Origin of the sequence: Methylobacterium variabile (assembly GCF_001043975.1) — a bacterium.
Lineage (GTDB): Bacteria > Pseudomonadota > Alphaproteobacteria > Rhizobiales > Beijerinckiaceae > Methylobacterium > Methylobacterium variabile.
Genome location: NZ_LABY01000202.1, coordinates 1 through 20957, shown reverse-complemented (window position 1 = coordinate 20957; position 20957 = coordinate 1). Strand labels below are relative to the sequence as shown.

Here is a 20957-nt window from a genome sequence, read left to right as displayed (position 1 = left end):
GTCCGGCGGCGCGCCGGGCGGATGGCCCGGGGTCGTGCTCCCGGGCGAGGCGGCCCCCGGCGCGGCGACCGCGGGCGAGGCGAGAGGTTGCATTCCGTGTCCCGCTTCCGTGCGCGGCCACCGGCCCCGCTCCGATGCATGGGACGCGGGCGGCCGCGAGATCCTTGGACTTAACCCCTGGGATTTTTCCTGGGCGCCGGGATGATGGCGGATGCGGGCCGCGGGCGGCGTGCGCGATGTTCCGGCGGCGGGAGGCTTGCGCCCGGCGCGGCGCCCCCTGCCAATGGCTGTCGCGCGACGCGCTGGTGTTTCGGCGTCCAGGGTCTACATGGACGGGTAGGCCTGGGGCCGCCTCGCGGCCCCGGATGGACGGGAACGGACGGGCCGGAACCGGCCCCGAGAGGAGCGAGGCGACGTGGCGATCACCCGGGACGACGTGCTGAAGGCGCTCGCGGGCGTGACGGTCGATGCGGCGGGCACGAGCCTGCCGGCCTCCGGCCGCCTGTCCGAGATCGTCATCGACCCTTCAGGCCGGGTGGTTTTTTCGATCGGCATCGCGCCCCCGGAGGCCAAGGCCTTCGAGGCGGTGCGGCAGGCGGCCGAGATCGCGGTCCTGAAGCTGCCGGGCGTCAAGGCGGCCCTGGCGAGCCTCACCGCCGAGCGCGGACCGGGTGCGGGTCCCGCCCCGCGCCCCGCGGGCCCCGGTGCAGGCGCGCAGGGCGGTCCCCGCCCCGGCCCGGCCCTGCCGGGGGTGCGCCACATCGTGGCGGTGGCCTCGGGCAAGGGCGGCGTCGGCAAGTCCACCACCGCCTGCAACCTCGCGCTCGCCCTGCGGGCGCAGGGCCTGAAGGTCGGCCTCCTGGATGCCGACATCTACGGCCCCTCGGTGCCCAAGCTGTTCGGCCTCGACCGCAAGCCCGAGACGATCAACACGCCGCAGGGGCAGCGCATCGTGCCACTCAGCGGCTACGGCCTCGCCGTGATGTCGATCGGCTTCCTGATCAGCGCCGACACGGCGATGATCTGGCGCGGCCCGATGGTGCAGTCGGCCCTGACCCAGCTCCTGCGCGAGGTCGCCTGGGGCGAGCTCGACGTGCTCGTCGTGGACATGCCCCCCGGCACCGGCGACGCGCAGCTGACGCTCGCCCAGGCGACGCCCCTCGCCGGCGCAGTGATCGTCTCGACGCCGCAGGACCTCGCCCTGATCGACGCCCGCCGCGCCGTGACGATGTTCCGGCGGGTCGAGGTGCCGATCCTCGGCGTGGTCGAGAACATGGCGACCTTCGTCTGCCCGCATTGCGGCGGCACCTCGCACATCTTCGGCCATGGCGGCGCCCGCCACGAGGCCGAGACCCTCGGCGTGCCGTTCCTCGGCGAGGTGCCGCTCAACATGACGATCCGCGAATCGTCCGATTCCGGCCGGCCGGTGGTGGCGGTCGATCCCGACGGGCCGCAGGCCGCCGCCTACCGGGCGATCGCCGCCGCCCTGTGGGCTAACCTCAGCGCTGGCGCCGGCCCGCGCCCGGCGCCCCGGATCGTGATCGAGTGAGCGTGCCGCCGACCCTCGGGGTGATCCTCGCCGGCGGGCTCTCCCGCCGGATGGGCGGCGGCGACAAGCCGCTGCTCCGGCTCGGCGACAAGACCCTGCTCGAGCGGGTGGCCGAGCGCTTAGGCCCGCAATGCACGGCCGGCCTGATCCTCAACGCCAACGGCGACCCACGCCGCTTCCGCGCCTTCACGGGCTTCGTGGTGCCGGATTCGCTCCCCGACGCGCCCGGGCCGCTCGCCGGCGTGCTCGCCGCCCTCGATTTCTGCGCCGCGCACTTCCCGGACGTGCCTTACGTCGCGAGCGCGGCCGGCGACACGCCGTTCCTCCCCACCGACTTCGTCGCCCGCCTGCACGCCGCGCGCGCCCGCGACGGCGTCGAGATGGCGGTCGCCGCCTCCGGCGGACAACTGCATTTCGTCAACGGGCTCTGGGCGGTGGGCTTGCGCCACGACCTGCGGGCAGCGCTCGTCGAGCGCGGCCTGCGCCGGGTCGGCATGTGGATCGCCCGGCACAACGCCGCGGAGGCGGCGTGGGAGACGGATCCGGTGGACCCGTTCCTGAACCTCAACACGCCGGAGGATTTTTTCGCGGCGGAGCGGCTGGTGGCGGACGAGGGCCGTCCTTCGATCCAGTAAGGCTCGAATGTCTCCCTCCCCCACAGTGGGGGAGGGTTTCTGCGCTCACCTCGGCGGAGGGTGTCCGCCGAATCTCGTCCTTACGCCTCGACGCGCATCGTCTTGATCGTGTCCGGGTCGCGCACCGGCTCGCCGCGCTTGATCTGGTCGATCACTTCCATGCCTTCAACGACCTTGCCCCACACGGTGTACTGCTTGTCGAGGAAGCGGGCATCGGCGAAGCAGATGAAGAACTGCGAGTTGGCCGAGTGCGGGAAGTTGGTGCGCGCCATCGAGCAGGTGCCGCGCACGTGCGGCTCGGCGTTGAACTCGGCCTTCAGGTCCGGCAGGTCGGAGCCGCCGGTGCCGGTGCCGGTCGGGTCGCCGGTCTGGGCCATGAAGCCGTCGATCACGCGGTGGAACGGCACGCCGTCGTAGAAGCCGCGCTCCGAGAGGGTCTTGATCCGCTCGACGTGCCCCGGGGCGAGGTCCGGGCGCAGCTCGATGACCACGCGGCCCTTGCTGGTCTCCATCACGAGTCGGTTGCTGTCGGTCATGGTCGGTCTCCTTGATTCGGACCAGGGTAGACGAAACGCAGGGCGATGGGACGCCCCGCGATGGCGCCGCCGAGCCCCGCCGTCAGCCGCGCCGGCGTGCAGCGGGCGAGCGACGCCAGGGTCTCGGCGACGAGGGCGGTGCGCTGCTTCGGGGGCACGCGCGCGAAGGTGATCCGTGGGGTTCCCTGGAGGCTGCCGTCCCGCCGCAGGGCAAAGCGCGCCGTGACGGCGGCGTCCTTCAGGCCGGCGGGCGGGCGCCAGCAGGCGGCGAGACGGGGATAGAGCGCCGCGAGGGTGTCGGCGGGGACCTCCGGCGCGCTCGCCACTGGCACCCGCACGGTCGCTCGCAGGGTGGTTGGCAGCGAGAGCACCGAGGGGTTGTCGTAGACGCTGAACTGCGCCGCGGCGGGCCAGGCCGGCAGCAGGGCGAGCGCGAGGCCCGCCCCGGCGGCGCGGATGAGCCGGCCGCCCAAGGGCTACTGGCCGTCCTGCGCCAGGCTCATCCGGACGATCTTGTCCGGATTCTGCACCGTGCCGTTCTGGGCGGACGAGCCCTTCTTGATCTTGTCGACCACGTCCATGCCGGAGGTCACCTCGCCCACCACCGTGTACTGGTTGTTGAGGAACGAGGCATCGCCGAAGCAGATGAAGAACTGGGAGTTGGCCGAGTTCGGGTCCTGCGAGCGGGCCATGCCGACGGTGCCGCGCTTGAACGGCGCCTTCGAGAACTCCGCCGGGATGTTCGGCAGGTCGGACTTGCCCATGCCGGTGCCGGTCGGGTCGCCGGTCTGGGCCATGAAGCCGTCGATGACGCGATGGAAGACGACGCCGTTGTAGAAGCCGCGCTTCGTCAGCGTCTTGAGCTGCTGGACGTGCTTGGGCGCGAGGTCGGGGCGCAGCTGGATGGTGATGCGGCCGTCCTTGGTGTCGAGATAGACGGTGTTCTGGTCGGGCGCGGCGCTCGCCGGGGCGGCGAAACCGAGCGCGGCGACGGACAGCGCCAGGGCTGCGAGCCAACGGATCATCGGGATGTCTCCTCAGCATCATGCACCGAAGCGGTGACCGGTCCGGCGGAACAATGATGCGCAACCAAGAGGTCGAGCGGATCTGCGCGATGCAGGCCCGCCCGGGTGGAGCGCCCGCGTCAGGCGGACGGGGCGAAGCGGGCCGCGAGGCGGTCGGCCACCGCCTCGGGCACGAAGGGCCGTACGTCGCCGCCCATGGCGGCGATCTGGCGGACCAGGGTGGCGGTGATCGGCCGCACGCCGGTCGAGGCCGGCAGGAACACGGTCTGCACCTCGGGCGCCATGGCGCCGTTCATGCCGGCGAGCTGCATCTCGTAGTCGAGATCGGTGCCGTCCCGCAGACCGCGGATGAACAGGCTGGCGCCGTGCCGCCGCGCCGCCGCGACCGCGAGGTCGGCGAAGGTGACGACCTCGAGCGTCGCCCCGGTCTCGGCGGCGAGCGGCGCGCAGGTGGCGCGGATCAGCTCCGCCCGCTCCTCGGCGGTGAAGAGCGGGGTCTTGCCCGGATGCACGCCGATCGCCACGACGAGGCGGCCGACCAGGCGGCAGGCCTGGCGCACCACGTCGAGGTGGCCGTTGGTCACCGGGTCGAAGGAGCCGGCGTAGAGCGCGGTGCGGTTCATCGTTGCCCCACGTAGAGCATTTCCCGGTTGAACGGAACAGGCCGTCCGGCGGCCGGCCTCACGCGGTGCCCGGCCTCAAGCCTCACTTGGCACCCAGCTTCACCTGGCGACCGCCCCGACCAGCGGCCCGAGGGGCCGGCTGAGGTCCTGCCGGCCGAGCGCCGGGGCGTAGAGGCTCGACACGCTGCCGTCGAGGAAGAGCGCGTTGGGGCAGCCGAGCGCGTCGCGGAACAGCCGCGCGAAGGCGCCGAAGCTCACCGGCGCCTCCGAGATCGCGAACACCGCGGTGTGCCCGTCCGGCCGCACGCCGACGCCGTTGCGGATCTTCTGCGAAGGCCCGTCCTCGGAGATCTTGGGGTGGATGCGGCCGCCAATCACCAGCATCGGGCCGGACTGGGTGGCGAACTCGGCCCGCGGGCGGGCCTTGAGGTAGCGGCCGGTCTCGAGCACCCCGGCCCGGTCGCCGGCGACGTAGAACACGCCGTTCGGCTTCAGGTGGAAGTTGCCCGGGCCGTTGGCGGTGTTGGCGGCTTTCAGCTCGCGCCCGTCCTCGACGTAGAGGCCAACCGGGGCGAGGCCGGAATCGTACATCCCGGCGTTCATCGCGAAAACGAGGCCGGTGCCCTGCTGGCCGGCGAGGCGCGAGAGCGAGCCGTAGGGAAGCCCGTCGGGCCCGCGCCAGAACAGCTTCACCCGGGCGCGCCTCAGGTCGACGGTGCAGACCGCGTAGGCCTGGCCCTCGTGGCTCTGCGGCCGGCAGGACGCCGACGAGGCGGCAGGAGCCGGGGCGGCAGGGGCCGCCGGCGCAGGCCCGCCGGCGAGCCAGAGGCTTGCACCCAGCAGCACCCCGCCGATCCGTCCCGCCAATCCCGCCATGTGCCCCTCCGCCTCGCCCGCACCCGTGCGGGCCGTTTTCGTGATACCGGTATAGGGCGATCGTGACGTTTTGCAGCACGAACCGGACCAGAGCTTCGGCGTTCTGAGTGCCTGGGGGTCGGACTTTCTCTCGAAGGGAGAGCGGATCATGAAAGGCATGTTGACGGCGTCGGCGGCGCTCGCGGGCGCCCTGCTGGTGCTGCCGGCCACCGCGGAGGCGCGAGGCTTCGGCGGTGGTGGCTTTCACGGCGGCGGTTTCCACGGCGGTGGCTTCCGGGGCGGCGGCTTCGGCGGATTCCGGGGTGGCGGATTCCATGGCGGCGGCTTCCGCGGCGGGCTCGCGGGTGGCGGCTTTCGCGGCGGCTTCGGGGGATTCCGCCCGGCGGGCTTCGGTGGCTGGCGCGGCGGCTATGGCGGCTGGCGCGGAGGTTACGGCGGCTGGCGCGGCGGGGGCTGGGGCTATCGCCGCGGCTTCGGCTACGGCGCGGCGGGCCTGGGGATCGGCCTCGGTCTCGGCCTGGCAGCGGCCTCGGCCTACCCGTATTACGGCGGCTACGGCTATGCTCCGGTCGGCTATTACGGCGGCTACGATTACGGCTACGGCGGCGGCTGCTACGAGGTGCCCCGGGTCCGCTGGACGCCCTGGGGCTACCGCCGCGTCCTCGTGACCCGCTGCTACTGAGCGCCGGCCCCCGCGCGCGACGGGGGGACCGCCCGGCGGGCGGTCCTCTCTCCATGTCCGCCTCTCCTGCATGTCCGCCCGTCCCGGCCGCCCGGATCAGTTCCGCGGCCGCGCCGCCTCGTCGCGCCGCATCGGCATGGCATCGATGGTGGAGAAGAGCCGCTCGGCCGGGATCGGCTCCTCGGCGGTGAGCTTCGGCCCGCCGTCCTTGCCGACCAGCACCGCCCGGAAGCCCGTCGCCGGCAGGCCGAGGCGACGGCGCAAGGAGGCGGCCTCCCTCCCCTCCCCGATCGCCCGCACCACCACGAGGTCGCGCTCGCGCATCCCGGGCCCGGCCGCCTCGGCGATCCGGGCCTGGACGGCGGCGCGCGGGTCGTCGGCCGCTGCCGCGATCACGAGCACCCGGGACTTCCAGCGGTAGCGGTCGAGGTCGGAGCCGGCGGCCGCGGCCGGCAGGGCCGCCGCGAGGAGCGCTGCGCCAGCGAGGAGCGAGGACGGGAGCATGATCGGACCCTTTCGCGATCGCCCCGGACGGGCGGTCCGGCGGCTCCCGGGAGTTATCGCTCCGACACGCCGCGGCCAGCGCGGCGTTGACGCGCGGGGTCCATCGTCCCAAGTGCGACGGTGCCGAGCGCGAGCGTGGCCGCATGGCCGGCCACGGCCCGACGCCCCTGCAGGGAGGTCCCGCATGTCCGACGTGAACCGCCGCATCGTCCTGGCGTCCCGGCCCCACGGTGAGCCGACGCCCGCCCATTTCCGGATCGAGCGCGGGGCCGTGCCGGTCGCGCGCGAGGGCGAGGTGCTGCTGCGCAACCGCTACCTCTCCCTCGATCCCTACATGCGCGGCCGCATGAGCGCGGCGAAGTCCTACGCCAAGCCGGTCGAGATCAACGAGGTGATGGTCGGCGGTACGGTGGCGGAGGTGGTGGCCTCGCACCATCCGGGCTTCTCCGTCGGCGAGACGGTGCTGGCCTATGGCGGCTGGCAGGACTTTTCCGTCTCGAACGGCCAGGGCCTGCGCAAGCTCGATCCCGCCGCCGCCCCCGTCACCACGGCCCTCGGCGTGCTCGGCATGCCGGGCATGACCGCCTATACGGGCCTCCTCACCATCGGCGCGCCCAAAGCCGGCGAGACCGTGGTGGTGGCCGCCGCCACCGGCCCGGTCGGCTCGCTGGTCGGCCAGATCGCCAAGCTGAAGGGCGCCCGGGCGGTCGGCATCGCGGGCGGGGCCGACAAGTGCCGCCACCTCACCGAGGAGCTCGGCTTCGACGCCGCGGTCGACCACCGCACGGGCGACCTGCCCGGGGCGCTGGCGGCGGCCTGCCCGGACGGCATCGACGTCTACTTCGAGAATGTCGGCGGCGCGGTGTTCGACGCGGTGCTGCCGCTCCTCAACGACTTCGCCCGGATCCCGGTCTGCGGCCTCGTCGCCAACTACAACATGACCGAGCTGCCCCCCGGGCCCGACCGGGTGCCGGCCCTGATGCGCGCGACCTTGAGCAAGCGCCTCACCTTCCGCGGCTTCATCGTCTGGGACTTCGCCGACCAGGAGCAGGCCTTCCTCTCGGATGTCGGGCAGTGGCTGCGCGAGGGCCGGATCCGCTACCGCGAGGACGTCGTCGAGGGGCTGGAGAGCGCGCCCGAGGCCTTCATCGGCCTGCTCAAGGGCCGCAACTTCGGCAAGCTGGTGGTGAAGCTTTAGCTTCACGCGAAGCTGTAAGCTTCACCCCTCCTCCGGGGGACGCCGCGCCAGCGCGCGCAGCGCCCCCCGGAAGGTGCGCACGTCCTGCTCGGTCATCGCCATGCGGTGGAACATGTCGCGCATGTTGCGGATCATCCCGCCGCGCTTCTCCGGCGGGTAGTAGCCGGCGGCGTCGAGCTCGGCCTCCAGGCTCTCGAACAGCGAGATCAGGGCCTCCCGGGGCGCCGGGCTCGAGCGCATCGCGCCCGTGAAGGGCAGCACCGCCCGGCCGGCGGCCCGGCGCCACTCGTAGGCGACGAGGAGCACGCTCTGGGCGAGGTTGAGCGAGGCGTGCTCCGGGTCGACCGGGAAGGTGACGATCGCGTCGGCCAGCGAGACCTCGTCGTTCGACAGGCCGACCCGCTCGCGGCCGAACAGGATGCCGACCCGCTCAGCCCTGGCGAGGCGCCCGGCCGCCTCCGCCAGGGCCTCGTCGGGCCCGAACACCCGCTTCATCTGGCCGCGCTCCCGGGCCGTGGTGGCGAGCACGTAGTGGAGATCGGCCACCGCCTCGGCGACGGTCGGGTAGATCCGCGCGCGATCGAGGACGTGGGTGGCGCTCGATGCGGTCTCCCGCACGCCCTTCATCGGCCAGCCGCCCTTCGGCGCGACGAGCCGGAGCGCGTCGAGCCCGAAATTCCCCATGGCGCGGGCGGTCATGCCGATGTTCTCGGCGAGCTGAGGCTCGACCAGGATGATGACGGGGCGGGGGGATGCGGGATCGGTCATGGGCAGCGGGAGAGGCAAGGACGGGTGGGACCAGAGCGGGATCGGCGGCACATAAGCCCTCGCGGGCGCGCCGCGAAGGGGCTCTGCGTCCCGCGTATGCCGGCGCACATCCGCCGGCGGCGGGAACCGCCAAAGTCGGGGGGCGTTGAGAGAACAGACCTCCTTACAGCCCCGGTGCCCCGCACCGGGGCCTTTTTGTTGAGGTTTTTTGCCGGCCCGGCCCCGGCCGCGGCGCTTCCCCCTGTTTGTGCAGCGCGCTATGACCGCGCCACGGCCGGCCGCGTCCCCGCGCGGGCGTGCTGGGCGGCCCGCGGATCACGGAAGGCTGATCACACATGGCGAAGATCAAGGTGGCGAACCCCGTCGTCGAGCTCGACGGCGACGAGATGACCCGGATCATCTGGCAGTCCATCAAGGACAAGCTGATCCACCCCTACCTCGACATCCCGCTCGAGTATTACGACCTCGGGGTCGAGCACCGGGATGCCACCAACGACAAGGTGACGATCGAGGCCGCCGAGGCGATCAAGAAGCACGGCGTCGGCGTGAAGTGCGCCACCATCACGCCGGACGAGGCCCGGGTGAAGGAGTTCAACCTCAAGGAGATGTGGAAGTCGCCGAACGGCACGATCCGCAACATCCTCGGCGGCGTGATCTTCCGCGAGCCGATCATCTGCCGCAACGTGCCGCGCCTGGTGCCGGGCTGGACCCAGCCGATCGTCGTCGGCCGCCACGCCTACGGCGACCAGTACCGCGCCACCGACTTCAAGGTGCCGGGCAAGGGCCGCCTCACCGTCAAGTTCGAGGGCGAGGACGGCACCGTCATCGAGCGCGAGGTGTTCAAGTTCCCGGGCGCCGGCGTCGCCCTGTCGATGTACAACCTCGACGATTCGATCCGCGACTTCGCCCGCGCGTCGATGAACTACGGCCTGGCCCGCAAGTTCCCGGTCTACCTGTCGACCAAGAACACCATCCTCAAGGCCTATGACGGCCGCTTCAAGGACATCTTCGAGGAGGTGTACGAGGCCGAGTTCAAGTCGCGGTTCCAGTCGGCCGGCATCACCTACGAGCACCGCCTGATCGACGACATGGTGGCCTCGGCCCTGAAGTGGTCGGGCGGCTACGTCTGGGCGTGCAAGAACTACGACGGCGACGTGCAGTCGGACACGGTCGCGCAGGGCTTCGGCTCGCTCGGCCTGATGACCTCGGTGCTGCTCACCCCCGACGGCCAGACCGTCGAGGCCGAGGCCGCCCACGGCACGGTGACCCGCCACTACCGCGAGCACCAGAAGGGCAAGGAGACCTCGACCAACTCGATCGCGTCGATCTTCGCCTGGACCCGCGGCCTGTCGCACCGCGCCAAGCTCGATTCCAACGCCGATCTCGCCAAGTTCGCCGAGACCCTGGAGAAGGTCTGCATCGACACCGTCGAGGCCGGCTTCATGACGAAGGATCTCGCGCTCCTGGTCGGCCCCGACCAGAAGTGGCTCTCCACCACCGGCTTCCTCGACAAGATCGACGAGAATCTGAAGGCCGCGATGGCGGCGTGAGGCGCCGAAGGAGCGGCCGGGTTCCCGGCCGCCTCCGAGCCTCACTGGATTCCGTTCCCCGCGGCCTCGATCAGGCCGCGGGGAGCCCTTCACATTCCTCGCACCACCAGCGTCAGCGCCGCCTCGTAGCCCTCGCCCTCCGCGCGCACGGCCGCGATGCCGCGGCCCTCGGGATCGTCCTGGCGCATGAGGACGTCGCGGGCGTTGCCGATCCGGCCGCGCCGGGGGCGGCCCGCATAGGCGGATCCCTCGTACACCGCCTCGCTCACCGCGTCCGGGAAGTAGATCTGGCCCGTGAGCGCCGTGCGTCCGCCCAAGATCACCTTCACGTGCAGGTGGGGCGTGCGGCCCGGGTACCAGCCCGGATAGATCGTCCGGAAGGCCACGCGGCCGGCGCCGTCGGCGACTTGCGTGCCGCGCAGGAAGGTCCGGCCCACGGTGGACGCATTCCGGTCCCCCTGATCGGGATAGCCGGAATAAAGCCCCCTGGCGTCCGCGTGCCAGAGATCGACCCGCGCCTGCGGCAGGGCGAGGCAGTCCCGCAAGCTCACGACCTGGAGGCTCACCCCGAGGGGCGTGCCGGTGCGGTCCTCGCGGATGTCCGACCGCAGCAGGCGGGGATCGAGGTAGAACGGTCCCTCCACCGCCTGCGGGGTCAGGAGGCACGTCGCCGAGACCGGCCGGGGAGCCAGGAGGCCGGCCGCCAGGGTGCCGAGCATCACGCGGCGCGTCGGGCGATCCCGCATCGGCTCCTCCCTGATCCCGCTCCCGACCGAAGCCGGATCGCGTCGCGTCTCATGTCACCCCGGTCGGTCCGTCGAGGACGGCCCGCACCCGGCGGGCGAGCTCCATCCGGCGGTAGGGCTTGTTGATGATCTCGAACTCGCTGCCGCCGGCATCCGTGCGCTCGAGCGAGGCCTCGGCGTAGCCGGTGGTCAGCAATACCTTGAGCCGCGGCTGGCGGCGGCGCGCCTCGCGGGCCAGCATCACCCCGTTCATGCCGCCGGGCATGATCAGGTCGGAGAACAGGAGGTCGACCTTGTCGCCCCCGTCGAGGAGCTCGAGGGCCTGGCGGCCGTCGGTGGCGAGCAGCGTGGTGTAGCCGAAGTCGCGCAGGATCGCCCGGGCGAGCTCGGCGACGTCGCGGCGGTCGTCGACGACCAGGATCGTCTCGGTGCCGGAGCGCTGCGTCGCGCGGGTGCCCGGGCCCGGCGCCGGGCGCTCCTCGCTGTCGCTCATCGGGAAATAGAGGCGGACGGTGGTGCCGTGGCCAGCCCGCGATTCGATCACCACCGTGCCGCCGGACTGCCGGGCGAAGCCGTACACCATGGCGAGGCCGAGGCCCGTGCCGCGCCCCTCCTCCTTGGTGGTGAAGAACGGCTCCATCACCCGCGCCAGGATCTCCGGCGGCATGCCGTCGCCGGTGTCGGTCACCGACACCGAGACGTAGCGCCCGGGCTGCGGCAGGCCCGAGGGCAGCTCGTCGGCGTCGAAGACGTGGTTCTGCGTCCGGATCGTCACCCTGCCGCCGCCCGGCATCGCGTCGCGGGCGTTGATCAGGATGTTGAGGAGCGCGACCTCGGTCTGGGTCGGGTCGAGGCGGGCGTTCCAGAGTCCGTCCGCCAGCTCGGCGTTCACCATGATCTGGTCGCCGAGGGTGCGGCCGGCGAGGTCGCGCATGCCCTCGACGAGGTTGTTGAGGTTGACCGCCCGCCCGTCGAGGCGCTGCTTGCGGGCGAAGGCCAGCAGCTGCTGGGTCAGGGTGGTGGCGCGCTCGGCGGCATTACGGATGTTGTCGACCGCCCGCGCCATGCGGCGCGGATCGGTCGCCGGATCCTCGAGCCCCGATTGCAGGATGTCGACGTAGCCGACCACCACCTGGAGCAGGTTGTTGAAGTCGTGGGCGATGCCGCCGGTGAGCTGGCCGAGCGCCTCCATCTTCTGCGACTGGCGCAGGGCCTCCTCGGCGTCGCGCCGGCGCGAGACGTCGAGCTGCGAGCCGAAGAAGTAGACCAGCTCGCCCTTCTGGTCGTAGACCGGCGAGATGAACAGCGCGTTCCAGAAGGTCGAGCCGTTCTTGCGGTAGTTCAGGATCTCGGTGGCGATCTCCTTGCGCTCGGCGATGGCGCGGCGCACATCCGCCACCGTCTCGCGGTCGGTCTCGGGGCCCTGAAGGAACCGGCAGTTGCGGCCGACCAGCTCCTCCGGCGCGTAGCCCGTCATCGCCCGGAAGGCCTGATTGGCGAAGATGATCGGGTTGTCCGGCTGGCGCGGATCGGTGACGATCATCGGCATCCGCGTCATCTCGACGGCGGCGAAGAAGATGTCGCTGTGCTGGTCCGAGACGTCGGTGGGCGCGCCCGCCGCCACGGTCGGCCGGGTCCCGAGTTCGGTCGGCGTTCGCTTCACACTCATCGTCGCTCCGGTGGCCCGCTGACCGAGACCCGTGACCGCGTGGGATCCTACACCCCGCGCCCATGCACAACCGTAAACGCCCCCCGCGTCACCCGCGACCGGGCGTCACCCCCGGAGCCGGGCCGGACAGACGATGCCAGGTCGTCACGCCCAGCACCGCCGCCGATGCGGCATAGAAGGTCCGTTCCGTTAGGGAAAGGCCCGCCCGACCTGCGGTCGCACGACCTGTCTCCCAGGGCAGGACCATTGCCGTGGACGCACCGGGACAATCGCTTCATTCGTCCCGCGCCCGCCCATGCCCGCGCGGGTACTCCTGTCGCCGCGCTCTGCTTCCTCTCACGGACGGCGCGACTGGGCTTGCCGCAGCATCGCTCCTGGCCGGGGAAGGCCTGGTGACGGCGGATGATCGAGGGCGGCGCTCGCCCGCACTGCTCTCGATCTTCGCGTCCTTCAGCGTCGCATTGGCGTCAAAGCCTCGTTCCGTCCGCCGGACCGGTGCCGAACTGGCGGCCGGATGCCATCATGCAAAAACAATTGCCCGAGCGGAAGCACCCGGCGCAAGTCCGCTCAGGCCGCCCGGCGCCGGGCCTCCCGGGTCTCGGTCGCGCCCGACAGAGTGAGGGCGGCGTCGAGGGCATCGCTGATCGTGGTGACCAGGATGTCGGCGGAGGTGGCCCGGCGCAGGCGGTCGCGGCCGGCCGGGTCGCGCTCGCGCCAGATCGCCACCATCACCCGCACGCCCGGAATCGCGCGCCGGGCCAGGCGCGCCGCGAGCCGGATGTGGGAGGTGCTGATCGGCTCGATGTAGGACAGGCAGACCAGGGCGACGCCCTGCGTGTCTGGCCGCTCGCCGCGGGCGAGCGCCTCCTGGCTGGTGGTGCGGGTGTTGAGGCCGTGGCGCCCGAGCACCTGGGCCAGCATCCCGGCGGCAGCGGCGTCGAACGGCCCGCGGCTCGCCACCACCAGCACCGGGGCCGGGCCGCGCCAGGCGGGGGCGAGGTCCTCCGGCCGGCGCACGATGGCGGTCGCGGCCCGGTCCGGCCCGACGGCCGCAACCGTGGCCTCGACCTCGGCGCTGCGCACCGAGGCTGCCCCCTTCGGGACCGGCATGTGCCCGAGCGTCGTCACCACGCTCTCGATCGCCTTGCCGACCGCCTGCTGCTGCTCCGCCGCCAGCGCGCCGCTCGCCCGGTCGTTCTGGGCCAGGCGCAGGCCGCCCAGCGCGATCTCGTCGTAGTAAGTGGCGAGCGCGCGCTCCTTCAGCACCTGGCGGGCCTTGTCGATCGCCTCGAGGGGATCGCCCGCCAGCATGCGCTGGTAGAAGATCTCGGAGGGCGCGAGCGCCGGCCGGTCGCCCAGCATCACGTCGAGGAAGGCGAGGCGCTCGACGTGGCGCCCGAGCACCACCAGGCAGACGGTGATCGGGGTGGCGAGGACCAGGCCGACGGGACCCCACAGGAAGGTCCACAGGGTCGCGGCCAGGATCACCGCCACCGGCGAGAGGCCGGTGGAATGGCCGTAGAGCAGCGGCTCGACGACGTGCCCGGCGACGGGCTCGACGATCGCGAACAGGACGACCGTCGCGATCAGCATCGACCAGCCCGGGTCGACCGCCGCGGCCAGCAGCAGCGGGAACGCCATGCCGATCACCGCACCGATATACGGCACGAAGCGCAGGATCGCCGCGAGGACGCCCCAGAGGATCGGGCTCGGGACGCCGATCACCCAGAGGCCGGCCGCCACCACCACCCCGAAGGCGAGGTTGAGGCCGGCCTGGGCGAGGAAGAAGCGCGACAGCCGCGCCACCGCGTCGTCCATCGCCGCCGTGGTGGCGCGCAGGTCGCTGGAACCGGCGAGGCGGATGGCGCGGTTGCGCAGGTCTTCCCGCTGGGCGAGGAAGAACAGGGTGAAGAGCAGGATCAGGCCGACGGTGGCCAGCGGGTGCAGCACCGGGGCCGCGACGCTGCCGAGGGTCGCGAGGAAGCCCGCCTTCGGCTCGCGCACCTCGACCGGGATGGGCTTCTCGGAATCGGGGGAGAGGCCGCCCCGCGGCTTGGCATCGGGCGGCTGCAGCTCCCGGCTCAGGTCCTGCACGGCCTCGAACAGCCGCTCCAGGGTGGGCCCGCCGCCGGCCTGGGCGCGCAGGGCGCCGATCTTCTCCCGCATGGTGACGGTGTAGCGCGGCAGGTCCGCGGCGAGCTGCGCCGTCTCGCTGGCGATCAGCAGGCCGAGGCCGCCGATGGCCCCGAAGGTCGCCAGCACCACCGCCAGCACGGCGAGCGAGCGCGGCAGGCGCCGGCGCTGCAGGGCCCGCACCGCCGGGGCGAGGACGAAGCTCAGGAGCACCGCGAGGGTGATCGGCATCAGCACGTCCCGCGCCAGGGACAGGATCGCCCCGATCACGAGGACGAGCAGGCAGGCCGCCAGCGCCGTGAACACCGGCATCGCGTCGCGCAGGCGGCGGGCCGTCACCGGATCGTCGATCATCGACCTTCCCGCCGGGCGCTCAAGGTGAGGGCGGCGTGCCGAGGGCGGCGCCGATCTGGGTCAGGAGCTTGGAGAAGTCGACGGGCTTCGGATGGTAGTCGTCGCAGCCGGCCTGGATCACCTTCTCGCGGTCGCCCGACATGGCGTGGGCGGTGAGCGCGATGATCGGGATCCGGGCGGTCTCGGCGTCGGACTTCAGCGCCCGGGCCGCGGACCAGCCGTCGAGCACCGGCAGGTTCATGTCGAGCAGGATGATGTCCGGCCGGCTGGTGCGCGCCTTGAGCACGCCCTCCTCGCCGTCATGGGCCAGCACGACCTCGTAGCCGCGCCGCTTGAGCCGCCGGGACAGGAAATCCCAGATTTCCTCATGGTCCTCGACGAGAAGGATCTTCGCCACCGCCCCACTCCACGCTCGCGCCCCGCCCGGGATGCGCCGGACCGGCCGCGCCCCAGGCAGCACGCCTGTTCGAAAGACCCGCACGCATGCCCGTCCGCGGCCGACGCGGCGGGCCTGAGAGGTGTCCGGGCCCGGTCCGGTTCGCGCAGCAGGCGATCCGGACCGGCTCCTCGTGCATCACGTCCACCGCCGCCGGCGACAGCCTGGGACAGCGCCGCCCCGGTCGGCGGACCGCTGCCCGATCAAAGTGGGCAGGTCTGCCCGGTTGTCACCCCTGCTGCGGCAAGCCGAACGCCACGCACTCGGATTCCGCCCGCTCGAAGGCCTGGATCACGTGCTGGTAGGAGCGCCAGGTCTCGCTGGAATGGTCCACGTCGGTCGGGCGCAGCACGAACATCAGCATCGAGCGGCCTGTGACCGCGTAGGCGTCGCCGACGCCGAACCGGGCGAGGTCCTGGGTGTCGGGCAGGTTGGTGTCGAGCACCCGCATCCAGGCATCGCCCCCGACCACCTCCGGCAGAGTGAACTCCACCACATCGTGGTAGGCATTGAACAGCAGCATCAGGGTGGCCTCGCCGCCGCGGCGGTGGATGCCGCTCGACTGCGCCCGGCCGTCGAGGACGACGGTGAGCGCGCGGGCGCCGCCGTCGTTCCAGTTCTCCGGGTTCATCTCGGTCCCGGCGGGGGTGAGCCAGCTCACGTCCTTGACGCCGAGCTCGGCGTCGTAGGCGCCGGTGAGAAAGCGCCCGCGGCTCAGCATCGGCAGGGACTTGCGCAGGATCAGCAGGCGCTGGGTGAATTCCGCCAAGTCGCGCTCGTCCTCGCCGATGCCCTCCCAGTCGATCCAGGAGATCTCGTTGTCCTGGCAATAGGCGTTGTTGTTGCCGCGCTGGGTGCGGGCGAACTCGTCGCCGGCGAGCAGCATCGGCGTGCCGCGGGAGAGGAGCAGCGTCGCCAGCAGGTTGCGCATCTGGCGCAGGCGCACGGCGCGGATCTCGGGGTCATCGGTCGGCCCCTCGGCGCCGTAATTGTAGGACAGGTTGTGGGAGTGGCCGTCCCGGTTGTCCTCGCCGTTCGCCGCGTTGTGCTTCTCGTTGTACGAGACCGTATCGGCGAGGGTGAAGCCGTCATGGGCGGTGATGAAGTTCACCGAGGCCCAGGGGCGCCGGCCGCGCTTGTTGAACTTGTCGGCCGAGCCGGTGAGGCGGGAGGCGAGCGCCGGCAGCAGGCCCTCGTCGCCCTTCCAGTAGCCGCGGACCTCGTCGCGGAACCGGTCGTTCCACTCGGCCCAGCCGGGCGGGAAGCCGCCGACCTGGTACCCGCCCGGGCCGCAATCCCACGGCTCGGCGATCAGCTTGACCGAGGACAGGACCGGGTCCTGGCGGCAGGAATCGAGGAAGCCGCCGCCCTCGTCGAAGCCGTAGGGCTCGCGGCCGAGGATCGTCGCGAGGTCGAAGCGGAAGCCGTCGACCCGCATCTCGGTCGCCCAGTAGCGGAGCGAATCCGTCACCATCTGCAGCACCCGCGGGTGCGAGAGGTTGACGGTGTTCCCCGTGCCGGTGTCGTTGATGTAGTAGCGCTTCTGGTCGGGCAGCAGCCGGTAGTACGAGGCGTTGTCGATGCCCTTGAACGACAGGGTCGGGCCCTTCTCGTTGCCCTCGGCGGTGTGGTTGTAGACCACGTCGAGGATCACCTCGAGGCCGGCCCCGTGCATGCGGGCCACCATCTCCTTGAACTCCGAGAAGGCGAAGTCCGGCACGGCGGCGTAGCGGCGGGCGGGGGCGAAGAACGAGAGGGTGTTGTACCCCCAGTAGTTCACGAGGTCCTTCTCGAGCAGGTAGCTGTCGTTGACGAAGGAGTGGATCGGCAGGAGCTCGACCGAGGTGACGCCGAGGCTGCGGATATAGGCCAGCACCTCGGGCGTGCCGAGGCCCGCATAGGTGCCGCGCAGGCGTTCCGGCACCGCCGGGTGCAGCTTGGTGAAGCCCTTGACGTGGGTCTCGTAGAAGACCGTCTTGTCCCACGGCACGTTCGGCTTCTGGTCGCGGCCCCAGGTGAAGGCGGGGTCGATGACCCGGCACTTGCGGGTGAAGGGGGCGCTGTCGCGAGTGTCGAAGGTGGTGTCGTCGCCGCTCTCCATCACGTAGCCGAACAGGGCCGGGTTCCAGGTGACGGAGCCGACGAGCGCCTTGGCGTAGGGGTCGAGCAGCAGCTTGTTCGGGTTGAAGCGGTGGCCGGCCTCCGGCTCGTAGGGGCCGTGGACGCGGTAGGCGTAGATCGTGCCGGGGCGGGCGTCCGGCAGGTAGCCGTGCCAGACCTCGTCGGTGTATTCGGGCAGGGCGATCCGCTCGATCTCGGTCTCGCCGGAATCGTCGAACAGGCACAGTTCGACCTTGGTGGCGTGGGCGGAGAACAGCGCGAAGTTGACGCCGAGGCCGTCCCAGGTCGCCCCCAGGGGGAAGGGCTGGCCTTCGCTGATGCGCGAGTGCCGGGCCGCGGGCGAGGCCGCCGGGGTCTCCGGGGCGGGCTTGGACGTGAGTTCCATGTTCATGGGGGCGTTCGACGATCCCGGAGGCGAGAAGCCTGACTGTGGGCTGAACGCGCCGCCCCTCGCCCAAGCTCCCGTTCCCTCGCCAAAATTTCCTGGGTGCCGTGCGGGAACTTTCCCGCGCCGGGACGGACCTCCAGCCCCGCTCGCGGGTTCCTGACGGTGCGGGCACATCCCGCGGCGGGGACGGGCATGAGCGCAACGATCGCGGACGTGATGAGCAGGGACGTGGAGTTCATCGCCGGCGAGGCCCCGGTGCAGGAGGCCGCGGTGCTGATGGGGGAGCTCGACGTCGGCGCCCTGCCGGTCGGCACGCCGGACGCCCTTGACGGCGTGATCACCGACCGCGACATCCTCTACCGGGTCGTCGCCCAGGGGCTCGATCCGCGCTCGGCGCGGGTGAGCGAGGTGCTGTCGCGCCCGGTCGTGTCCTGCGCGGAGACCGACCCGGTGCGCACCGCCCTCGACCTGATGGCCGCCCACCACGTCCGCCGCCTGCCGGTGCGGGACGCGGGCGGGCGCGTCACCGGCTGGGTCACCCTGGCGGACCTGTCCCGGGCGCTCCTGCTGAGCGGCGACGCGCTCCAGACCTCGCTCAAGCGGCTGACCGAGGAGGTCTGAGGGCCTTCGTGCCCGGCCGCGCGGGGTGCTACTCGCCTGCCGCGGTCGCCGCGGCTGCGGCCTCGGCGGCGCGCTCGGCCTCGACGATCGTCTGACGGGCGAGATAGCGGGTGAGCAGCGCCTCGACGTCGCGGATGGTCTCCTCGACGAGGTGCTCCTGGAGCAGGGCGCGGGGATCGTCGGGCCTCAGATTCTCGCGCTCCTGAAGCCGGCGCATGGCCTGCTTGACCACTTGGTAGACCGCCTCGCGCTCCTCGCGCGTCATCGTCGGGGAGACGGCCCGGGCGACCAGGTCCGTGAAATCGGACATCGGGGTGATGCTCGTCCTTCTCGCGGGCGCCTCGGCGCGCCCGGCCCGCCATCGGGCGCCTCGGCCCGCTTCATCGCACAAAAACGCGCCGGGAAAAGGCCCCGGTCGCGTCCGCCCAGCGTGGCCCGCCCCGGCGCATGGTCCGGCGACCCGGGTCCCGCGCGGACCCGGGTCGCCCGGCTCACATGTTGTGGTCCTTGACGCCGGCGATGAGCAGGCTGCTGCAGCCCCAGAGAACCAGGAAGGCGAAGAAGGCCACGAACAGGCTGCGGCCGCGCATCGGCACGGTGGAGAGCTCGGGCCGGGCCGGCGGCACGAAAACCGCGAGGTAGACGTGCTGGCGGTTCGCCGCCACCCGGGCGCGGTTGAGCATGATGGTGGCGGAGTCGTTCAGGCGCTCGGCGATGGTGCGCTCGACCTGGAGTCCCTCGTATTCCAGGATCGCGTCCGAGGCGTGCCGGCCGCCGACGGCCAGCCCGTCGCTGGTCAGCGAGTCCTCGAGCTGCTTGATCTGCTGGTTGGTGGCGTTGAGGCTCGCCACGATGGTCTGGATCGAGCGCGACTTCTCGTCGAGGCCGGAGCCCCGCAGCACCTGCAGGTCGTTCTCCGCCTTGATCTTCTCCTTGCGCAGGCCGATGAGCGTGGTCATCGTCGCCTCCGCCGACTTCGCCGGGTCGATGATGCCCCAGCGGTTGCGGAACTCGCGCAGGGCGAGGTGCGCCTTGCGCAGGCGGTCCTCGCTCGCCGCCAGGTCGTCCTGGCTGTGCTTGAGCATGTCCTGCTGCGCCCGGGACGAGATCGCGTTGATGAGCGCCTCGGCTCGGCCCACGACGTGGTGGCTGATCGCCAGGGCGTCGTCCGGCGTGAAGGCCTGCACCGTCAGGGTGATCACGCCCGAGACGAGGTCGATGTGGGTCTGGACGCGCTTGCGCCAGTACCGCAGCTGCTCCTCGATCGCCTTGTCGCCGGAATAGCGCGTCCAGAAATCGGCCTCGTCGCGGGTGAACATCCGGAAGACGTCGAGCTCCTTCTGGGCGCTCTCCAGCATCGGCTGGCTCTGGATATAGTCCGCGACGATGTAGCTGTCCTGGCTGTTGTTCTTCTGGATCAGCGAGGAGAAATCACCGAGCGCGACGCTGCCCATCGGCTCGACCTCGCCGCGGACGGCGAAGCGCGCCTCGACCACGTACTGGTCGGCGGCGATGGCGAAGAGGTAGAACCCGACCACCAGGGTCGGCAGCAACACGAACACGCCGATGTTGCGGATCAGCCGGAACAGAACCCGGTTCTGGGTTCCTTCGGCGGGCAGGAAGGGCAGGCGGGTCCAGCGCAGGGGATTGAGCAGCGCCGGCAGCCGGCCCCCGGGGCCGGCCGGGAGGACGGGCTCGACCGTCTCGGCGTTGCGGCGCAGGTCGGGCACGGTGCGACGCGCGAACGCGATCATGCTGCCGAGCCTGTCGCGCCGTTTGACCTCGTCCGCGTCCATTCTGCTTGATTCCTCGTGCGGCGCCCGGCGCCGGACAGCCCTTGCGACCGGGTGCGACGGCCAGGGTTCGGAGTGCTGCGGTTTTCGGCCTTTTTAATGGCGTGCGGTCAAGCCCGGGCCCCCGAGCGCCGCGGCGAGGCGGGTCCAGGCGGCCTCGTCCGGGGGCAGCCCGAGGCGCAGGCGTGCCGGGGCGGCCTCGAACCGGCGCACGAAGATCCCGGCCCGCCCGAGGCGCCCGAACAGGGCCGGCCCGTCCGAGAAATCGGCGGTGCGGAACAGCTTCGTGCCGCCGACGACGCGTCCGCCGGCCGCCTCGAGCACGGCGTCGAGCCGGGCCGCGTCGCGGCCCCGCGCCGCCGCCGCCTCCCGGCGCCAGCCGGAATCCGCCAGGGCGTGGCGCCCGACCGCGATCGCCGGCCCCGACACCGCCCAGGGTCCGAGCCCACGGCGGACGAGGCCGGCGAGCGGCTCGGCCGCCACCGCGAAGCCGAGCCGCAGCCCGGCGAGGCCGTAGGTCTTGCCGAACGAGCGCAGCACCAGGCCGGCGGGCGGGACCGCGCCGCACAGGCTCTCGACGGGATCGAGATCCGCGAAGGCCTCGTCCACCACGAGCCAGCCGCCGCGAGCGGCGAGCCGCGCCGCCGCCGTCGCGAGGTCCCGGGGCGGCACGATCCGCCCGTCCGGGTTGTTCGGGTTGACGACCACCACGACGTCGGCGTCATGCGCGGCGGCGAGGTCCGCCACCGT

At 72.0% G+C, this 20957-nt stretch carries 21 protein-coding genes; 6 read left to right on the top strand and 15 right to left on the bottom strand.

The genetic code is table 11. The features are described 5' to 3' along the window. Positions 1–415: 415 nt before the first annotated feature. Positions 416–1549 (top strand): Mrp/NBP35 family ATP-binding protein, encoded by a 1134-nt coding sequence (locus tag VQ02_RS26410; RefSeq protein ID WP_048447218.1) that lies wholly within the window; start codon positions 416–418, stop codon positions 1547–1549. Further along, complete coding sequence (gene mobA, locus VQ02_RS26405) at positions 1546–2184, top strand: molybdenum cofactor guanylyltransferase MobA (RefSeq protein WP_048447217.1); 639 nt, start codon at positions 1546–1548, stop codon at positions 2182–2184. Before VQ02_RS26410 ends, mobA begins: the two co-directional genes overlap by 4 nt. An 80-nt stretch (positions 2185–2264) precedes the next feature. On the opposite strand, the gene VQ02_RS26400 is transcribed toward mobA, so the two are convergent. The 5 genes from VQ02_RS26400 to VQ02_RS26380 form a co-directional block, all read right to left on the bottom strand. Beyond that, positions 2265–2720, bottom strand: coding sequence for a peptidylprolyl isomerase (locus tag VQ02_RS26400; RefSeq protein WP_048447216.1), 456 nt, complete (start codon positions 2718–2720; stop codon positions 2265–2267). Beyond that, positions 2717–3145, bottom strand: coding sequence for a hypothetical protein (locus VQ02_RS26395; protein ID WP_425339929.1), 429 nt, complete (start codon positions 3143–3145; stop codon positions 2717–2719). The genes VQ02_RS26400 and VQ02_RS26395 overlap by 4 nt, the downstream gene beginning before the upstream one ends. Positions 3146–3196: 51 nt before the next feature. Continuing rightward, a complete protein-coding gene (locus VQ02_RS26390) occupies positions 3197–3745 on the bottom strand; it encodes a peptidylprolyl isomerase (RefSeq protein WP_048447214.1) in 549 nt (182 codons plus the stop codon). Positions 3746–3864: 119 nt separating this feature from the next. Continuing rightward, a complete protein-coding gene (gene coaD / locus VQ02_RS26385) occupies positions 3865–4368 on the bottom strand; it encodes a pantetheine-phosphate adenylyltransferase (protein WP_048447213.1) in 504 nt (167 codons plus the stop codon). 99 nt (positions 4369–4467) lie between these two features. Beyond that, positions 4468–5244 (bottom strand): phosphodiester glycosidase family protein, encoded by a 777-nt coding sequence (locus VQ02_RS26380; protein WP_048447212.1) that lies wholly within the window; start codon positions 5242–5244, stop codon positions 4468–4470. Positions 5245–5392: 148 nt separating this feature from the next. On the opposite strand from VQ02_RS26380, the gene VQ02_RS26375 reads away from it, so the two are divergent. After that, positions 5393–5926 carry a hypothetical protein gene (locus tag VQ02_RS26375; protein WP_048447211.1) on the top strand — a complete coding sequence of 178 codons (534 nt, stop codon included), beginning with the start codon at positions 5393–5395 and terminating at the stop codon, positions 5924–5926. 96 nt (positions 5927–6022) lie between these two features. Here the strand turns inward: VQ02_RS26375 and VQ02_RS26370 are convergent, their stop codons facing one another. Then, positions 6023–6430 (bottom strand): DUF4174 domain-containing protein, encoded by a 408-nt coding sequence (locus tag VQ02_RS26370; protein WP_048447210.1) that lies wholly within the window; start codon positions 6428–6430, stop codon positions 6023–6025. 184 nt (positions 6431–6614) lie between these two features. Here VQ02_RS26370 and VQ02_RS26365 point away from each other — a divergent pair, with 184 nt between their 5' ends. Further along, positions 6615–7628, top strand: a complete 1014-nt coding sequence (locus tag VQ02_RS26365; protein ID WP_048447209.1) for an NADP-dependent oxidoreductase — start codon at positions 6615–6617, stop codon at positions 7626–7628. Between the two features lie 21 nt (positions 7629–7649). On the opposite strand, the gene VQ02_RS26360 is transcribed toward VQ02_RS26365, so the two are convergent. Beyond that, a complete protein-coding gene (locus tag VQ02_RS26360) occupies positions 7650–8396 on the bottom strand; it encodes an RNA methyltransferase (protein WP_048447221.1) in 747 nt (248 codons plus the stop codon). 335 nt (positions 8397–8731) lie between these two features. Here VQ02_RS26360 and VQ02_RS26355 point away from each other — a divergent pair, with 335 nt between their 5' ends. Beyond that, positions 8732–9946, top strand: coding sequence for an NADP-dependent isocitrate dehydrogenase (locus tag VQ02_RS26355; protein WP_048447208.1), 1215 nt, complete (start codon positions 8732–8734; stop codon positions 9944–9946). Positions 9947–10035: 89 nt separating this feature from the next. On the opposite strand, the gene VQ02_RS26350 is transcribed toward VQ02_RS26355, so the two are convergent. The 5 genes from VQ02_RS26350 to glgX form a co-directional block, all read right to left on the bottom strand. Beyond that, the gene (locus tag VQ02_RS26350; RefSeq protein ID WP_053080553.1) at positions 10036–10692 is read right to left on the bottom strand and encodes an intradiol ring-cleavage dioxygenase; all 657 of its coding nucleotides are present in this window, start codon (positions 10690–10692) and stop codon (positions 10036–10038) included. Positions 10693–10741: 49 nt separating this feature from the next. Beyond that, positions 10742–12361, bottom strand: a complete 1620-nt coding sequence (locus tag VQ02_RS26345) for a hybrid sensor histidine kinase/response regulator (RefSeq protein WP_048447207.1) — start codon at positions 12359–12361, stop codon at positions 10742–10744. 567 nt (positions 12362–12928) lie between these two features. Then, the gene (locus VQ02_RS26340; protein WP_048447206.1) at positions 12929–14848 is read right to left on the bottom strand and encodes an AI-2E family transporter; all 1920 of its coding nucleotides are present in this window, start codon (positions 14846–14848) and stop codon (positions 12929–12931) included. Positions 14849–14867: 19 nt separating this feature from the next. Beyond that, positions 14868–15245: a response regulator gene (locus VQ02_RS26335; protein ID WP_048447205.1), complete on the bottom strand. Its 378-nt coding sequence runs from the start codon at positions 15243–15245 to the stop codon at positions 14868–14870. Positions 15246–15513: 268 nt separating this feature from the next. Then, on the bottom strand, positions 15514–17796 hold the full coding sequence (gene glgX / locus VQ02_RS26330) for a glycogen debranching protein GlgX (RefSeq protein ID WP_425339928.1): 2283 nt from the start codon (positions 17794–17796) through the stop codon (positions 15514–15516). A gap of 189 nt (positions 17797–17985) precedes the next feature. On the opposite strand from glgX, the gene VQ02_RS26325 reads away from it, so the two are divergent. Further along, positions 17986–18414, top strand: a complete 429-nt coding sequence (locus tag VQ02_RS26325; RefSeq protein ID WP_048447204.1) for a CBS domain-containing protein — start codon at positions 17986–17988, stop codon at positions 18412–18414. 28 nt (positions 18415–18442) lie between these two features. On the opposite strand, the gene VQ02_RS26320 is transcribed toward VQ02_RS26325, so the two are convergent. The 3 genes from VQ02_RS26320 to VQ02_RS26310 form a co-directional block, all read right to left on the bottom strand. Continuing rightward, entirely contained in the window at positions 18443–18724 is a 282-nt protein-coding gene (locus VQ02_RS26320; RefSeq protein WP_048447203.1) for a hypothetical protein, read from the bottom strand. A 181-nt stretch (positions 18725–18905) separates the two neighbouring features. Further along, a complete protein-coding gene (locus VQ02_RS26315) occupies positions 18906–20210 on the bottom strand; it encodes a KpsE/RkpR family capsule polysaccharide export protein (RefSeq protein WP_048447202.1) in 1305 nt (434 codons plus the stop codon). Between the two features lie 93 nt (positions 20211–20303). Next, on the bottom strand, positions 20304–20957 hold a 654-nt coding region (locus VQ02_RS26310; RefSeq protein WP_048447201.1), incomplete at its 5' end, for an aminotransferase class I/II-fold pyridoxal phosphate-dependent enzyme.

Bases quoted from the DNA above. Each gene is read 5' to 3' on its own strand.
- VQ02_RS26400 (WP_048447216.1), bottom strand. From the start codon at position 2,720: ATGACCGACAGCAACCGACTCGTGATGGAGACCAGCAAGGGCCGCGTG.
- VQ02_RS26390 (WP_048447214.1), bottom strand. From the start codon at position 3,745: ATGATCCGTTGGCTCGCAGCCCTGGCGCTGTCCGTCGCCGCGCTCGGT.
- coaD (WP_048447213.1), bottom strand. From the start codon at position 4,368: ATGAACCGCACCGCGCTCTACGCCGGCTCCTTCGACCCGGTGACCAAC.
- VQ02_RS26380 (WP_048447212.1), bottom strand. From the start codon at position 5,244: ATGGCGGGATTGGCGGGACGGATCGGCGGGGTGCTGCTGGGTGCAAGC.
- VQ02_RS26375 (WP_048447211.1), top strand. From the start codon at position 5,393: ATGAAAGGCATGTTGACGGCGTCGGCGGCGCTCGCGGGCGCCCTGCTG.
- VQ02_RS26370 (WP_048447210.1), bottom strand. From the start codon at position 6,430: ATGCTCCCGTCCTCGCTCCTCGCTGGCGCAGCGCTCCTCGCGGCGGCC.
- VQ02_RS26365 (WP_048447209.1), top strand. From the start codon at position 6,615: ATGTCCGACGTGAACCGCCGCATCGTCCTGGCGTCCCGGCCCCACGGT.
- VQ02_RS26360 (WP_048447221.1), bottom strand. From the start codon at position 8,396: ATGACCGATCCCGCATCCCCCCGCCCCGTCATCATCCTGGTCGAGCCT.
- VQ02_RS26355 (WP_048447208.1), top strand. From the start codon at position 8,732: ATGGCGAAGATCAAGGTGGCGAACCCCGTCGTCGAGCTCGACGGCGAC.
- VQ02_RS26350 (WP_053080553.1), bottom strand. From the start codon at position 10,692: ATGCGGGATCGCCCGACGCGCCGCGTGATGCTCGGCACCCTGGCGGCC.
- VQ02_RS26345 (WP_048447207.1), bottom strand. From the start codon at position 12,361: ATGAGTGTGAAGCGAACGCCGACCGAACTCGGGACCCGGCCGACCGTG.
- VQ02_RS26340 (WP_048447206.1), bottom strand. From the start codon at position 14,848: ATGATCGACGATCCGGTGACGGCCCGCCGCCTGCGCGACGCGATGCCG.
- glgX (WP_425339928.1), bottom strand. From the start codon at position 17,796: ATGAACATGGAACTCACGTCCAAGCCCGCCCCGGAGACCCCGGCGGCC.
- VQ02_RS26325 (WP_048447204.1), top strand. From the start codon at position 17,986: ATGAGCGCAACGATCGCGGACGTGATGAGCAGGGACGTGGAGTTCATC.
- VQ02_RS26320 (WP_048447203.1), bottom strand. From the start codon at position 18,724: ATGTCCGATTTCACGGACCTGGTCGCCCGGGCCGTCTCCCCGACGATG.
- VQ02_RS26315 (WP_048447202.1), bottom strand. From the start codon at position 20,210: ATGGACGCGGACGAGGTCAAACGGCGCGACAGGCTCGGCAGCATGATC.